The following is a 14,355-nucleotide window of genomic DNA, read 5'->3' as shown; positions in this document are numbered from 1 at the left end:
ATTCCTTCACCAATTCTCTCCCGGAATGCACCAACCTTTACCCAAATGGGCGAGCCTGTCAGTGCTGGGCCTGCTGCTCAATGGCCCGGCTTTGGCCCAGACGCTCCGCCAGGGCTTTGAAAGCACCGCCGCCGATACCTGGACTTTCACGGCTACCCCGGCCACTTATAACTTCCCCAGCCTGACCGATATCTGGGCCCCCGTGGCTAATGTGGGCACTACTGGCAGCAGCGGGGTGCAGGCCGTGCCGGCGGCTGGCGCACTGCTTTGGGGCCTGCAGGATTTGCAGAACCCCACGAACAACGATCAGCCCACGTGGCACTACCTGGATTTCGCCCCGGTGGCCATCCAGAGCGGCAGCGCGGCGGCCAACCAAGTGTCGTTCCGGTTTTTCAGCAACGGCTTCGACAGCGGCAGCAGCGCCGATTCATTGGCCTATACGGTGGTATTCGACAACGGCACCACCTGGCCAGCAACCAAAACCTATACCCAACTCAGCAAGGATACCCGCGCTTACCAGACGGTAACGGTGCCTGTTCCAGCCACCGCCACCCACGTGCGCCTGCGCCTGGCCGCCAAGCAAAACGGCAACGACGACTGGGCCGCCTGGGACGAAGTGGAACTGGGCCGCTCCACCACCGCCGTGGTACCCTCGCTGCGCCTGGCTGCCGCCACGGCCGTGGTCAACGAAAATGCGGGCACCGTGAGTATTCCGGTGAGCATCACCAATCCGTCGGCTACCGGAGCTACCACCGTGGAGGTGGCGTTGGTACCCGGCCTGGGCACCGCTACGGCCGGCCCGGATTTCACCTACGCTGCTACCCAGACGCTGACCTTCCCGGCTGGGGCCACCGCCTCGCAGACGCTCACCATCCCCGTTTCGGAGGACGCCCTGGCCGAAGGGGCCGAGTATTTTACGCTGCGCCTGCAAAACCCCACCAACGCCACGCTCACCGCCGGCGCTACGGAGGTGCTGGTGTATATCAACGACAACGACGGCGTAGCTCCGGCGCGGACTCGCAACCTCACGTTTAACCGGCTGGCTTCTTACCAGAACGGTACAGCCGGCACCAATTCGGCTGAAATTGTGGCCCATGACCCCAGCACCCAGTGCCTGTATGTGGCCAACTCGGTGGGGGGCAAGCTGGATATTCTGAGCTTACCGGCTTCGGGCGTGCCCGTGGCGGTGGGTTCCATTGATATCAAGCCTTACGGCGGCATCAACTCGGTGGCCGTGCGCGGTGGAGTGGTGGCCTGCGCCATTGAAAACGCCGACCCCCAGCAGAATGGCTCGGTGGTGTTCTTTGACCAGAACGGTACCTTCCTGAAGCAGGTAATGGTAGGAGCAATGCCCGACATGATTACCTTCTCGCCCAACGGCCAGCTCATCCTCACGGCCAACGAGGGCGAGCCAAAGTCGGATTACTCCGTGGACCCCGAGGGCTCGGTGTCGGTCATTGACTTCAGCGGGGGCGTGGCCGGCGTTACCCAGGCCAGCGTAACCACCGTGGGCTTCATGGGCTACAACGGGCAGGCCGCCGCGCTGCGCCAGCAGGGTATCCGGCTTTACGGCGGTACCACGGCCGCGCCCAGCACCGTGGCCCAGGATCTGGAGCCGGAGTACGTGGCTGTGTCCAGCGACTCGCGCACGGCCTACGTGACCATCCAGGAAAACAGCGCCATGGCTACCCTGGACCTCACCACCAAGCAGTTCACGGCCCTGCGGCCGGTGGGCTACCAGGACCACACCCAGGCCGGTTTCGCGCTGGATGCTTCCGACCAGACCCCGGAGGTGCTGCTGGCCAACTGGCCCATCAAAGGCATGCGCCAGCCCGATGCCATTGCCGCCTTTGAAGTAGCCGGCCAACGGTATTTACTGACAGCCAACGAGGGTGACGCCCGCGAGTACTCGGCCCTGACCGAAGCCGTGCGCCTCGGCGACGCGGCTTACCCGCTGGATGCCACCCGCTTCCCGCAGGCCAGCTTGCTGAAAAATACCCAGGCCCTGGGCCGCCTCAACGTCACCAACAAGCTCGGCGACACCGACGGCGACGGGGACTTCGACGAAATCTACGCCTTCGGGGGGCGCTCCTTCAGCATTTTCAACGCCACCTCGGGCGCGCTGGTACACGACAGCGGCGACCTGCTGGAGCGCCTCACCAGCACCGAGGCCACCTACGGGGCCATCTTCAACGCCAGCAACTCCACCGGCAACCCCAGCCGCAAGAACCGTTCCGACGACAAAGGCTCCGAGCCCGAGGGCGTGACCACCGGCGTAATCCGGGATACGGTGTATGCTTTCGTCTCGCTGGAGCGCATCGGGGGCGTGGCCGTGTTCAACGTGAACGACCCCGCCCAGCCCCGCCTGGTGCAGTACGTGAACAACCGCAGCCTCACCAGCGGCACCGGCGACCAGGGCCCCGAGGGTATTGTGTTCATCTCGGGCTCCAACAGCCCCACCGGCCAGCCCTTGCTATTGCTCGCCAACGAAGTCAGCAGCACGGTTTCGGTGTACGGCATCCAGACGCGCGGCCCGGTGACGGCCACGGCTTCGGCCCACCACGCCGCGCCCCTGCAGCTTTATCCCAACCCCACCCAGCAGGGGCGGGTGCAGCTGAGCCGCCCCGTTTCGGGCACGCTACATGATGCTTTGGGCCGCCCGGTGCGCACCCTGCGCAAAGCCACCCAGCTGGAAACCGCCGGCCTCACGCCCGGCGTGTATGTGCTGCGCGCCGAGGATGGAGCCAGTTCCAAGTTGGTGGTGCGGTAAAGCGCATAGCTTGTAGCCTTGGGACCGTCATTCCGAGCGAAGTCGAGGAATGACGGTCCACAGTTATGGGCTATATATTCTCTGGCGTTAGAGTAACAAGTCGGCTTTGAATTACTATATCTGCAAAAGGTCAAAACACCTCGACTGGAATCAGTTGAGGTGTTTTGCTATTTGGGTAAACAGGCAATTGTCTTGGCAGCGGAATAGTTGATTTATATTGTGGTAATGTTATTAAAATCAGATTGTTGAGACGCATAAAGTAGCATTACAGTAACAAGTGGGTAAAGCTGAAATAATGCCGGGTGAAGTTCTTTGCGGCATCCTTTTACCAACCTCTTTCCCCACTGTATGTACCCCAACCGCTACGCCTTCGGGCCCAAGCTGCCGGCCTTGGCGCTGCTGGCTCTGCTGAGCGCCTGCAACGATTCGGACTCTACCAATGAGTCGACGCCGACCTCCGAAGTGCAGCTGAAATCCTATTCGGTAAACCCAGCCCTGGTGAAGCCGCTGAGTGGCTTCGAGAACCTGGAAATTATGCCCCTGATCAGCTCCGACGACGTGCTGCCGGAGTCGCCCAACTTTATCTTCGGGGCCCAGCCCGACGGCTCGGGGCTGCTGAAAAACCCCAACGGGGAGGGCTACATCCTGATCAACAACCACGAAATTATGTTTTCGGTGTCGCGGGTGTACCTGGATAAAACCTTCAAGCCGGTGAAGGGCGAGTACCTGCTGGACGGGGATGGGGGCAACTTCCGCCTGTGCTCGGCCACGCTGGCCACGCCCGAGGAACATGGCTTCGGCCCCATGTTCCTGACCGCCGGCGAAACCGACGGCGAAAGCATGGTGCACGCTCTCGACCCCCTGGGTGCCGCCAACAAGAAGGACCGCAGCCGCATGAAGCCGGCCCTGGGCCACGCCTCTATGGAAAACGCGGTGCCCCTGCCCAAAGATGCCTTCCCCGGCAAAACCGTCATCCTCATTGGCGAAGACAGCGGCAACGGCCAGCTGATTGCCTACGTGAGCAACACCGTGGGCGACCTGGACAATGGCAAGCTCTACATGCTCAAGCGCACCAGCGCCGACCCAGTGGAAACCAACATGGTGGCCGGCCAGCAGTACGACGTGGAGTTTGTGGAAATTGACAACGCCAAAACCTCCACCGGCGCCCAGATTGCGGCGCAGTCGGTAGCGAAGAACGCCATTCAGTTTGCCCGCGTGGAGGACGTGGACTACCGCAAGGGCGGCAACGGTGCGGGCCGGGAGGTATATTTCACCGCCACCGGCGTGAGCCAGTCGGATAAGGTGACGCCCGTAACCGGCTTTACCATGTGGGGCCGGGTGTACAAGCTCACCCTGCAGGCCGATAACGTGCTGAAAGGCAAGTTGGAAGTAGCCGTGGACGGCGCTACCGCCCCCGGCAACAGCATCGTAAACCCCGACAACCTGTGCGTGACCAAGGAGTACGTGTACATCCAGGAAGACGGGGACTCATTCTACGCCAACAACCGCCACGACGGCCGCGTGTGGCAGTATGGTATGGGCAGCAAGCAGCTGAAGCCGATGCTGGAAATGAACCACCGCCGCCAGGATGCCACTTTCAACGCCAAGTACAACAAGAGCAATGACCAACGCCTGAGCACCTGGGAGTACGGGGCCATGCAGGACATTTCCGACCTGGTGGGCGTGCCCAACACCTTCCTGCTCAACCTGCACCCCCACACCTGGCAGGACGACAAGTACCTGAACGCCGACGGCTCCAGCGAAACCCGCAACAAGAACAAGGAAGGCGGCCAGGTAGTCATCGTGCGCGGCGTGCAGCGCTAGGGTGGTTCTGAGCCGTTATGCTGAGCACCATACCGTCATTCCGAGCATGTGGCGCATCAAGCCAGTGTTTGAGGAATCTCGCGTGCTGATGTTGTTCTGCCACACCCAACGGCAGCCGTTCCGTAGCCCAGGGTTTAAACCCTGGGCTAGTGAATCGTGCAGCGAAGCACGCGGAATACTCCGCATGGCGCATCCTTAAGCCTTTATTCCTACTTATTTCTTATCCCGCACGCAGCCCTTCGCCGATTATCGGCGGAGGGTTATTGCTATCCTCTCCTCTGGTCCTGACGTCTGCTTTTTGTCATGTTCTCTGCTCTTTCCGTTGCCCTCCGTGCGTGCGCTCCGCTGTTGCTAGCGGCCTTGCTGGCGTTGGCGGGCGCCTGCTCCCGCACGCAATCCGCCTCTTTTACCACTACGACCTCGCCTGCCAGCCACGTGCAGCAGCATGTGGCCCGGGAACTAGCCCGCCTGCAGCAACAGGTGCAGCGGCAATTGCTACCCTTGGCTAGACGCGGTACTTCTCCTGACTCCCTGCGGCGTCGCTTCCGGGCTTGCCGGCTGCTGTACAAGCGGGTGGAGCCGTTTACGGAATACTACATGCCGGGCACGGCCCGCCTGCTCAACGGCCCGCCCGTGGGAGAGGTGGAAGTGGCCGAAAATAAGGATTTTGAGCCCGGCGGCCTGCAGGTAATTGAGGGCCTGCTGTACCCCGAGTATGACCCCGCCAACCGCGCTGAGCTGGAGCGGGAAGTACGGGCCCTGGACCGGGAAATCAGCAACGCCCGCACCCGCTGGCAGGTGCAGGAGCTATCGGATGCCCACGTGTTTGACGTGCTGCGCCTGCAGGTGTTTCGGGTGGTGTCGTTGGGTATTACCGGGTTTGATACACCTTTGAGCCCCACCGCCACCTTCCCCGAAACGGCCGCCGCGCTGGCCGCGCTGCAGCCCGTGCTGGCCTCCTACGAGCCTGCTGCCTCTGCCCCCGATTCGGTACGCCAGGCCTACGCGGCGGCACAGCAAAAGCTGGCCGGCGCTGCCCACTACGCCCGCCAGCACCCGGATTTCGCCGCGTTTGACCGCCTAGTGTTTATTACAGACCACGCCAACCCAGTAGGCCGGGCGCTGCTGGCTTGCCAGCTGCAACTGGGTATCCAGCCGTTTGACGAGGTGCGGGCCCTGCGGCCGGATGCGGCTACGCTCTTCGATTCGGCGGCTTTCAACCCCGATTTTTACGCCCCCACTACCCAGCACTACCGCACCGAAGCCCGTGTGGCCCTGGGCCGCCAGCTGTTCCAGGACCCCGTGCTGTCGGGCACCGGCACCCGCTCCTGCGCCAGCTGCCACCAGCCCGCTAAGGCCTTCACCGACGGCGTAGCTAAAAATGCCACCCTCACGCCCGGTGGCCTTGTGCGCCGCAATACGCCCACCATCCTCAACGCTGCCCTGCAGGCCGGGCAGTTCTACGATTTACGCTCTACCACCCTCGAAAATCAGGCCGTGGACGTGGTGGGTAACCCCAACGAAATGCACGGCTCCCTGGAAGCGGCCGCCCGCCGCCTGCAGCGCAGCTCCGCCTACGTGCAGCAGTTCCGGCAGGCATTTCCCGGTAGTGAGGTAGGGGCGGGGTCTACCATCACGCCCGTACAGATTCAAACGGCCCTGGCCGCCTACGAGCGGAGCCTAGTGCGGCTGAACTCTCGCTTCGACCAGCACGTGCGGGGGCAGCGGGAGGTATTGAGCCAGGAGGAAGTTCGGGGCTTCAACGTATTTATGGGCGAGGGCAAGTGCGGTACCTGCCACTTCGCGCCCCTGTTCAACGGCACGGTACCGCCCGGCTTCACCGAGGCCGAATCGGAGGTGCTGGGCGTGCCGGCCGCGCCCGCCTCCCGCCGCCTCGACGCTGACCAGGGCCGCTACGTCCACGTGCAACTGCCGCAGCTGCGCCACTCCTTCAAAATCCCAACGGTGCGCAACGTGGCTCTCACGGCGCCCTACATGCACAACGGTGCCTACCAGACCTTGGAGCAGGTCATTGACTTCTACAACGAAGGCGGCGGCCAGGGGCGGGGTCTGCGTGTACCCAACCAAACTCTGCCGCCCGACAAGCTCCACCTCACCGCCGCCGACCAGCGCGCCCTCAAAGCCTTCCTGCTGGCCCTCACCGATACGGCCTCTGGTTCTCCAACTGTTCGTGCCACCGTACAGCCGCTTGCCCAGCGGTAATAGCAACAATAGTAAGCCATTAGAATGTCATGCAGAGCGCAGCGAAGCATCTCGCGTGCTGACGTTGCCAAACTAATCCTGACATCAACACGCGAGATGCTTCGCTGCGCTCTGCATGACGGCCATAGTACTAGCAAGAGACTCCATACACTGAAAACAGCAAACCCTGTATCTTGCCGCCTGCCCGCGTGTTTGGCGGTGCCGTGTTCTATCAGCGCTAGTTTGTCGATGCTGCTTACCATTACCACTACCCACCAGCCCGCCACCGACCTGGGCTACCTGCTCCATAAAAACCCGGCCCGGCTGCAGTCGATTGATATTGCCTACGGGCAGGCCCACGTGTTTTACCCCGAAGCCACGGCGGAGCGCTGCACGGCTGCTTTGCTGCTCGACATCGACCCAATTGGGCTGGTGCGCAACCACCGCGGGCCGGCCGGGGAGGGGTTTGCCCTGGAGCAGTACGTGAACGACCGGCCTTACGCGGCCTCGTCTTTTCTGAGCACGGCCCTGGCCAAGGCCTTCAATACGGCTATGAATGGCACCTGCAAGGACCGCCCCGATTTGCCCGATGCACTGTTGCCTCTGGAAGCTACCGTGGCTGCCCTGCCCGCCGCCAGCCCCGAGCAGCTGCACCGGCTGTTTGCGCCCCTGGGCTACGAAATCAGCATCGAAGCGTACCCCCTGGACCCCACCATGCCCGACTGGGGGGCCAGCCGCTACCACACGCTGCGCCTTAGCCACCCGGCCCTGCGCCTGCAGGATTTGCTCAGCCACCTCTACGTGCTCATTCCGGTGCTGGACCGCGGCGACAAGCACTACTGGATTAACCGGGAAGAAGCCGAGAAGCTACTGCGCCGGGGCGGCGACTGGCTGCCCCAGCACCCTGAGCGGGAGTTCATCACGCGCCGCTACCTGCGCTTCGCTGAGTTTGTAAACCCCACGCTGGCGCGCCTGCTGGCCGTAGACGCCGAAGCCTCCGACGATGAGCCGCTGGAATCCCCCGAACCCCAGGAGTCCGCCAACCTGGCAACTGGCAACCCGCAACTGGCAACTCAAGCTCAATCCCTGCACGACCTGCGCCTGGACCGGGTGGCGGAGGAAATCCGGCGGCTGGGGGCCAAGAGGGTGCTGGACTTGGGCTGCGGTGAAGGCAAGCTGGTACGCCGCCTGCTGAAAAACCCTGCGGTGGAGCACGTATTAGGCATGGATGTGTCGTGGCGGGAGTTGGAGCGGGCCCGGCAGCGCCTGCATCTGCTGGAAATGCCCCCGCGCCAGCGGGAGCGGCTCACCCTCACCCAAGGCTCCCTGCTCTACCACGACCCGCGCCTGGCCGGCTACGATGCCGCCGCCGTAGTGGAGGTAATTGAGCACCTCGACGAGAGCCGCCTAGATGCCTTCGAGGAGGTGGTATTTGCCCGGGCCCGCCCCGGGGCGGTGCTCGTCACCACGCCCAACGCCGACTACAACCAGCGCTACGAAACCCTTTCCGCGGGCGAGTTCCGCCACTCCGACCACCGTTTTGAGTGGACGCGGGAGCAGTTTGCCGCCTGGGCTGCCGGTGTGGCTCAACGCCACGGCTACCAGGTGCGCCTGGAGCCGCTGGGGCCGGAGTACGCCGAGGTGGGCGCGCCCTCCCAACTGGCCGTATTTGAGCTGTAAGTCATCAGGTCAAAACGCATCAGGCGCTGACGCCTGCTATAGGATTATGGGCAGGTAGAATTTGCTGACAGCATCATAGAACCCACATAGAAAGCTGCCGTACTGAAAAGTAGCCCGGAAATAGCAACAGGCTTCGTAATTTTGAAGAATGTTACCTATTCCTGACGGGCTGCTGATACGGCTGATTACGTTGCTCTTGGTGCTACTCGCTACCGGGCCGCTGGCCTGGGCGCAGCAGCCGGCCGAGGGACAACCCTTCACCGATGCCCGGACCGGTTACCAGCTCACGTATCCGCGTGGCTGGCAGGTACACGAGGAGACTCCGGCCGTAAGTTTTTACGCCGGTGGCAGCTGGGGCGCGGCCCCGGCCGTGGTGCGCTTCACGATGCAGCCGCTGCCGGCCGGGCGCGTGAACCTGCCGCCTTTGGCCGTCGGCCACCTCGATTCGTTGTGGCAGGCGCTTACGGCCCTGCCCCAGGCCCAGGTGGTGCGGCTGGAACAGCACGATGCCGGCGTGTTTCAGGAAGTGCGTTACGAGTACACCTTTGCCGATTCGGCGGCTCGCCGTCGGGTGCTGGGCCGGCGGCTTTGGCGCGGGGGCTACGAGTTTCAGGTAGAATACCAGGCCGCTACAAGCCAGGATGCGAATTATCTGGCGGCGGGTCGGCAACTGGTGAGTTCATTCGTATTTGCCGGGCCCGGCCTGCCCAGTCGCCGCTACGCCGACCAGCGCTGCGACAACAAAATCTACGGTATTGCCGCGTTACGTGCCCACGATGGTATCTGGGAGGACGATTGCCGCACCATCCACGAGTGGAGCGGCCTGAACCTGGCCCTGGCCCCCAAAGTGCACCGCAAGGTGCTGCCGTTTCAGTCCTACGCCCTGGCCAAGGGCTTTGATAACTGCCTGTACTCCGTCACCAAATCCCCCACCGACCAGCCCGAGCGGGTGTACCGCTACAACCCCGCCACCCGCCAGGGCGAGTACACCGGCTGGGAGCTGCCCGCCCAGGGCCCCGGCAACGTGTGGATTTCCGCCGCCACCGACCGGCGCGGCGACCTGTATTTCCAGACCAGCGACGCCCACCTGCTGGTGCGCGTGAGTCCGGCCACCGATTCGGTAGTGGTGGTGTGGGAGGCTGACCCCCTGCGCAAGGCCGCATACTACCCGGCCATCGGCTTCTCCAAGGCCGGCACCCACGCCAACTTTGGCCTCGACGAAACCGGGAAGCTCTACGAAGTGTACAGCGCCGACGGTGCCCTGCTGACCGTAGACCTAGCCAGCCAGCGGCCCGGTCCTGAATTGCTACCCCTGGATGGTCTGCCCGAGCAGGGCGGCTACAGCGACGTGCTGGTGGAGCAGGATGATGCCGGCCGGCGTCGGTTGCTGCTGGCCGGGCCCAAATCCATCTTTGAAGTAGACCTGGAGCGGCGCCAGGCCACGCGCCTGCGCCGCGGCGTGTACACCGATTTGGCCGGCTGCAGCCTGTTCCGGTCCACTACCGAAACAACGGCCCCGCCCACTGCACCGTCTGCCGCTACGTGGCTGGGCCGCGTACTGGATGCCTCCACCTTGCAGCCACTCCCGCAGGCCCGGCTGCAATTCAGCGGGCCCGGTGCCCCGGCCGGCAGCCGCACCCCCACTGCCGCCGGCGAGTTTCTGCTGGCGGGCCAGGCCGGCCAAACGTATCAGCTACAGGCCCAACTGGCTGGCTACTTCCCGGCCGATACCACCTACCGCCTCCCGGCCGGGCCCTCGGGCCACGATATAGTGCTGCGGCCCCTGCAGGCCGGCACCACCCTGCGCCTCGATAACGTGCAGTTTGAGCAAGGTAAAGCCGTGCTGCTTCCGTCCTCCACGCCCGACCTCAACCGTCTGCTGGCCCTGCTTACGGCCACGCCCCAACTCACCATCGAGCTGCGCGGCCACACCGACAACCAGGGCGACCCACAGCTGAACGTGCAGCTCAGCGAGCAGCGCGTGGCGGTGGTCAAAGCCTACCTGGTCAGCCGCGGCGTAACTCCCGAGCGGATTACGGGCCTGGGACTGGGCGGCGCCGAGCCCCGCGCCAGCAACGAGCGGGAAGAAACCCGCCGCCTCAACCGCCGCGTGGAAGTGCGGGTAACGGGCGGGCGGTAGGCCTTTGCGGAGCCGCCAACCCCAACCGTTATTGGCTGGTTGCCGTTTCAGAAGCACATTCACCATCCTGCTCCCTGCTCATGATGACGTTGCTTGTGCGCCCCCTGCTTTGGTCTGTTGTGGCTTTTGGCATTCCGGCGGCTACTGGTTTGCAAAGCTGGGTGGGCTCTTACCAGTATGAGGAAACACCCGTGAAGGCGCTGGCCGGTTACAGCATGGGCATGATGTGGAAGCTGCGCCTGCAACCCCAAGACAACCAGGTCCTGGGCGGTTTGCTCAGCGTGGAAGGTCAGCAAACGTACATGAAGCTGAAAGTGCGGGCCACAGGTAGCGCCCAGGACGTCCGGATTGCCTTCGTGCAGCTAGTGGATGGCACCGACTACAATCAGTTTAAGCCCGGCGACGTGCTGTTTCGCCTCCACAAGGACTCTAAAGGCACCACCCGAACCTACTGGGGCAAGCTCCAGCCCCGCCTGTCGGAAGCCTACAAAGACGGGCAGGTGAATTTCATGCGGAAGTAGGAGATGCTCTTACTCGTTTAGGAAGCCCGATTTGATATATTCTTTGTCGCGGCTACTAATAGGCTGACCTTTAAACTCAGCGAATATTGCGTAGGCCTCCTCCAAGTCGGTGATACCGAGTCCACGTACAGCTTTACCCCATTTATAAAATGCAGCATGGCCTAAGGTGCTATAAACGCCCGGTTTTATTTGCACACCATCATATTCATGACCTTTTATTGGCGTAAAGAAATCTAACTTACCGCCCGGTTTTGTTTCTGCAAGAATAGTTGCTCTACTAGAAGAGGAAGCTCGTTGCTGCTTTTGATTATTTACTGGTGGAGTGCGCTTTTGTGTGACCGTACAGCTGAATAGTAGGCTTGTGATGACTATGCCTATGGTCATCAGTAGCTTATTAAACATGTCAATAGAGAGTTAAGAGTAGACAGACCAACAAGTATACTTTATCCGGCCAACATAGGTAGCCGCAGCACATGTAAGTGCCTTTTCTGATGTCCCAATCCATTACCTCTCTCAAACTCCCCGAACTCTCCCTCGTCCTGCTCATCGGTACCTCCGGGGCGGGCAAATCCACGTTTGCGCGGCGGCTGTTTCAGGCCACCGAAATTGTATCATCGGACCAATGCCGGGCCCTGGTGTCGGATGATGAGAACGACCAAGCCGCTACCACTGATGCGTTTGCGCTGCTGCACTACCTGGTAGGCCTGCGCCTGAAGCGCGGGCTGCTGACGGTGGTGGACGCCACCAACGTGCAGCCCGAAGCCCGCAAAACCCTCGTGCAGCTGGCCCGCGACTACCACGTGCTGCCCACCGCCATCATCCTCGACGTGCCCGACCGGGTGGCCGAGGACCGTAACCGCCAGCGCGCCGAGCGCCAGCACTTGGGCCGGCACGTGGTGCCCCAGCAGCACCAGCAGCTGCGTCGCAGCCTCAAAACGCTCAAACAGGAGGGCTTCCGCCACATCTATCACCTGCGGGGCCCCGAGGAAGTGGACGCCGTGCAAACAATCGTGCGCGACCCGCTCTACAGCAACCGCAAGCAGGATACCGGCCCCTTCGACATCATCGGCGACGTACACGGCTGCTACCAGGAGCTGGTGCAGTTGCTCACGGAGCTGGGCTACGTAGTGGAAGAACAGCCCGTGCAGGACGTGCGCGACCTGAGCGTGCGCGTAACGGCCCCGGCCGGCCGCCGCGCCTTGTTCTTGGGTGATTTGGTAGACCGGGGCCCAGCCTCGCCCCAGGTATTGCGGTTGGTCATGAGCATGGTACAGGGCGGCCAGGGGCTATGCGTACCCGGCAACCATGACATCAAACTGCTGCGCTACCTCAACGGTAAGCAGGTAAACGAGCAGCACGGCTTTGCCGAAACGGTGCAGCAGCTGGCCGCCGAGTCCGACACGTTCAAGAGCCAGGTGCGGCAGTTTCTGGATGGGCTGGTGAGCCACTACGTGCTGGATGGGGGCAAGCTGGTGGTGGCCCACGCGGGTATGCGCGAGGAAATGCAGGGCCGGGGCTCGGGCGCCGTGCGGGCCTTCGCGCTGTTCGGCGAAACCACCGGCGAAATCGACGAGTTTGGCCTGCCGGTGCGCTACAACTGGGCCTCTGAGTACCGGGGGCGGGCTATGGTGGTGTACGGTCACACGCCCGTACCCGACCCCGAATGGCTCAACAACACCATCGACATTGACACCGGCTGCGTGTTTGGCGGCCGCCTCACCGCCCTGCGCTACCCCGAGCGGGAACTGGTTTCGGTACCCGCCGCCCAGGTGTATTCGGAGCCGGTGCGCCCGCTCGACTACCTGCGCCGCCTGGCCGAAGCCAACAACGAAAAACCAGAAACCAGCAATCAACTCTCCGCCCAGCAAGCCCACGACGACCAGCTCGACATCCGGGACGTGACCGGCAAGCAGATCATTACAACGCGCCTGCTGCCGTCGGTGACGATTCGGGAGGAAAACGCGGTGGCGGCGCTGGAGGTGATGAGCCGGTTTGCCCTCAACCCGAAGTGGCTGCTGTATCTACCGCCGACTATGAGCCCCTCCGAAACCTCGGCCCTGCCCGATATGCTGGAGCACCCGGCCGAAGCCTTCGACTACTTCCGCCGCCAAGGGCAGGAGCGGGTGGTGTGCGAGGAAAAGCACATGGGCAGCCGCGTGGTAGTAGTGTTGGCCAAAGATGAAGATGCCGCGCGCCGCCGCTTCGGGGTGGTGGGCGAGGGTCCGGGCAAAGTGTATACCCGCACCGGCCGCAACTTCTTCACCGATTCCAACCTGGAAGCCGCCTTCCTTGCTCGCCTGCAGGACGCCCTCATGGCCAGCAACTTCTGGGAACGGTTTAATACCGAGTGGGTATGCCTGGATGCCGAGTTGCTGCCGTGGTCGGCCAAGGCCCAGCAACTAATCAAGGACCAGTACGCCGCCGTGGCTGCCGCCGCTACTGCCGCCCTGCCCGAGGCCATGGCCGCGCTAACTAAGGCCGCCGGCCGGGGCCTGGATGGGGTAGAGGCCCTGCTGGCCCGCACCAGCGCCCGCCAAATCGCCGCCCAGCACTACGCCGAGGCCTACCGCCGCTACTGCTGGCCCGTGGAAAGCGTCGAGGATCTGCGCCTGGCTCCGTTCCACCTGCTCGCCACTGAGGGCCGCACCTACTTCGATAAGGACCACGCCTGGCACATGGAAACCCTCCGCGCCATCTGCCTCCAGGACGAAGGCCTGCTCCGCGCCACGCCCTACCGCGTGGTGCATCTGCGTGACGTGGCCGACGTGGAAGCCGCCACCCAGTGGTGGCTGGACCTCACCGCGGCCGGGGGCGAAGGCATGGTGGTGAAGCCCTACGACTTCATCCCCACGGGCCAGAAAACCCTGGTGCAGCCCGCCCTCAAGTGCCGGGGCCGCGAGTACCTGCGCATCATCTACGGCCCCGACTACCTGCTGCCCGGCAACCTGGAGCGCCTGCGCGAGCGAAACGTAAAATCCAAGCGCAACCTCGCCCTCCGCGAATTCACCCTCGGGGTCGAAGGACTGAAACGGTTCGTGGCCGGCGCCCCGCTACGGGAGGTGCACCAGTGCGTGTTCGGCGTGCTGGCTCTGGAAAGCGAAGCCGTGGACCCGCGGTTGTAGATATATAGGATTATGAAATGGGTGCAACACAATAAAGCCGCGCCATGACGCGGCTTTATCGTGTTGCACCCATTTCAATTAAACAAGACTCAAGCC

8 protein-coding genes are annotated in these 14,355 nt (G+C 63.0%); 7 read left to right on the top strand and 1 reads right to left on the bottom strand.

Features of this window, described 5'->3' with window-relative positions; all coding sequences use genetic code 11:
- The first annotated feature begins 25 nt into the window (after positions 1–25).
- The 6 genes from LF252_RS08335 to LF252_RS08310 all read left to right on the top strand — a co-directional run bounded on the left by LF252_RS08335 (position 26) and on the right by LF252_RS08310 (position 11,137).
- On the top strand, positions 26–2,770 hold the full coding sequence (locus LF252_RS08335) for a choice-of-anchor I family protein (RefSeq protein WP_226269123.1): 2,745 nt from the start codon (positions 26–28) through the stop codon (positions 2,768–2,770).
- A gap of 348 nt (positions 2,771–3,118) precedes the next feature.
- Entirely contained in the window at positions 3,119–4,594 is a 1,476-nt protein-coding gene (locus LF252_RS08330) for a PhoX family protein (RefSeq protein WP_226269122.1), read from the top strand.
- Between the two features lie 303 nt (positions 4,595–4,897).
- The gene (locus LF252_RS08325; RefSeq protein WP_226269121.1) at positions 4,898–6,817 is read left to right on the top strand and encodes a cytochrome-c peroxidase; all 1,920 of its coding nucleotides are present in this window, start codon (positions 4,898–4,900) and stop codon (positions 6,815–6,817) included.
- A gap of 228 nt (positions 6,818–7,045) precedes the next feature.
- Positions 7,046–8,476, top strand: a complete 1,431-nt coding sequence (locus tag LF252_RS08320) for a 3' terminal RNA ribose 2'-O-methyltransferase Hen1 (protein ID WP_226269120.1) — start codon at positions 7,046–7,048, stop codon at positions 8,474–8,476.
- Positions 8,477–8,624: 148 nt separating this feature from the next.
- Positions 8,625–10,616, top strand: a complete 1,992-nt coding sequence (locus LF252_RS08315) for an OmpA family protein (RefSeq protein WP_226269119.1) — start codon at positions 8,625–8,627, stop codon at positions 10,614–10,616.
- 80 nt (positions 10,617–10,696) lie between these two features.
- On the top strand, positions 10,697–11,137 hold the full coding sequence (locus LF252_RS08310) for a DUF5991 domain-containing protein (RefSeq protein ID WP_226269118.1): 441 nt from the start codon (positions 10,697–10,699) through the stop codon (positions 11,135–11,137).
- A gap of 9 nt (positions 11,138–11,146) precedes the next feature.
- On the opposite strand, the gene LF252_RS08305 is transcribed toward LF252_RS08310, so the two are convergent.
- On the bottom strand, positions 11,147–11,539 hold the full coding sequence (locus LF252_RS08305; protein ID WP_226269117.1) for a hypothetical protein: 393 nt from the start codon (positions 11,537–11,539) through the stop codon (positions 11,147–11,149).
- Between the two features lie 89 nt (positions 11,540–11,628).
- On the opposite strand from LF252_RS08305, the gene LF252_RS08300 reads away from it, so the two are divergent.
- Entirely contained in the window at positions 11,629–14,259 is a 2,631-nt protein-coding gene (locus LF252_RS08300; RefSeq protein WP_226269116.1) for a polynucleotide kinase-phosphatase, read from the top strand.
- The last annotated feature ends 96 nt before the right edge of the window (positions 14,260–14,355 follow it).

It is taken from the genome of Hymenobacter pini (assembly GCF_020421205.1).
GTDB lineage: Bacteria > Bacteroidota > Bacteroidia > Cytophagales > Hymenobacteraceae > Hymenobacter > Hymenobacter pini.
This window is presented reverse-complemented; position numbering and strand designations above follow the sequence as displayed.

Coding starts and splice junctions, on each gene's coding strand:
- LF252_RS08335 (WP_226269123.1), top strand. CDS start 26: ATGCACCAACCTTTACCCAAATGGGCGAGCCTGTCAGTGCTGGGCCTG.
- LF252_RS08330 (WP_226269122.1), top strand. CDS start 3,119: ATGTACCCCAACCGCTACGCCTTCGGGCCCAAGCTGCCGGCCTTGGCG.
- LF252_RS08325 (WP_226269121.1), top strand. CDS start 4,898: ATGTTCTCTGCTCTTTCCGTTGCCCTCCGTGCGTGCGCTCCGCTGTTG.
- LF252_RS08320 (WP_226269120.1), top strand. CDS start 7,046: ATGCTGCTTACCATTACCACTACCCACCAGCCCGCCACCGACCTGGGC.
- LF252_RS08315 (WP_226269119.1), top strand. CDS start 8,625: ATGTTACCTATTCCTGACGGGCTGCTGATACGGCTGATTACGTTGCTC.
- LF252_RS08310 (WP_226269118.1), top strand. CDS start 10,697: ATGATGACGTTGCTTGTGCGCCCCCTGCTTTGGTCTGTTGTGGCTTTT.
- LF252_RS08305 (WP_226269117.1), bottom strand. CDS start 11,539: ATGTTTAATAAGCTACTGATGACCATAGGCATAGTCATCACAAGCCTA.
- LF252_RS08300 (WP_226269116.1), top strand. CDS start 11,629: ATGTCCCAATCCATTACCTCTCTCAAACTCCCCGAACTCTCCCTCGTC.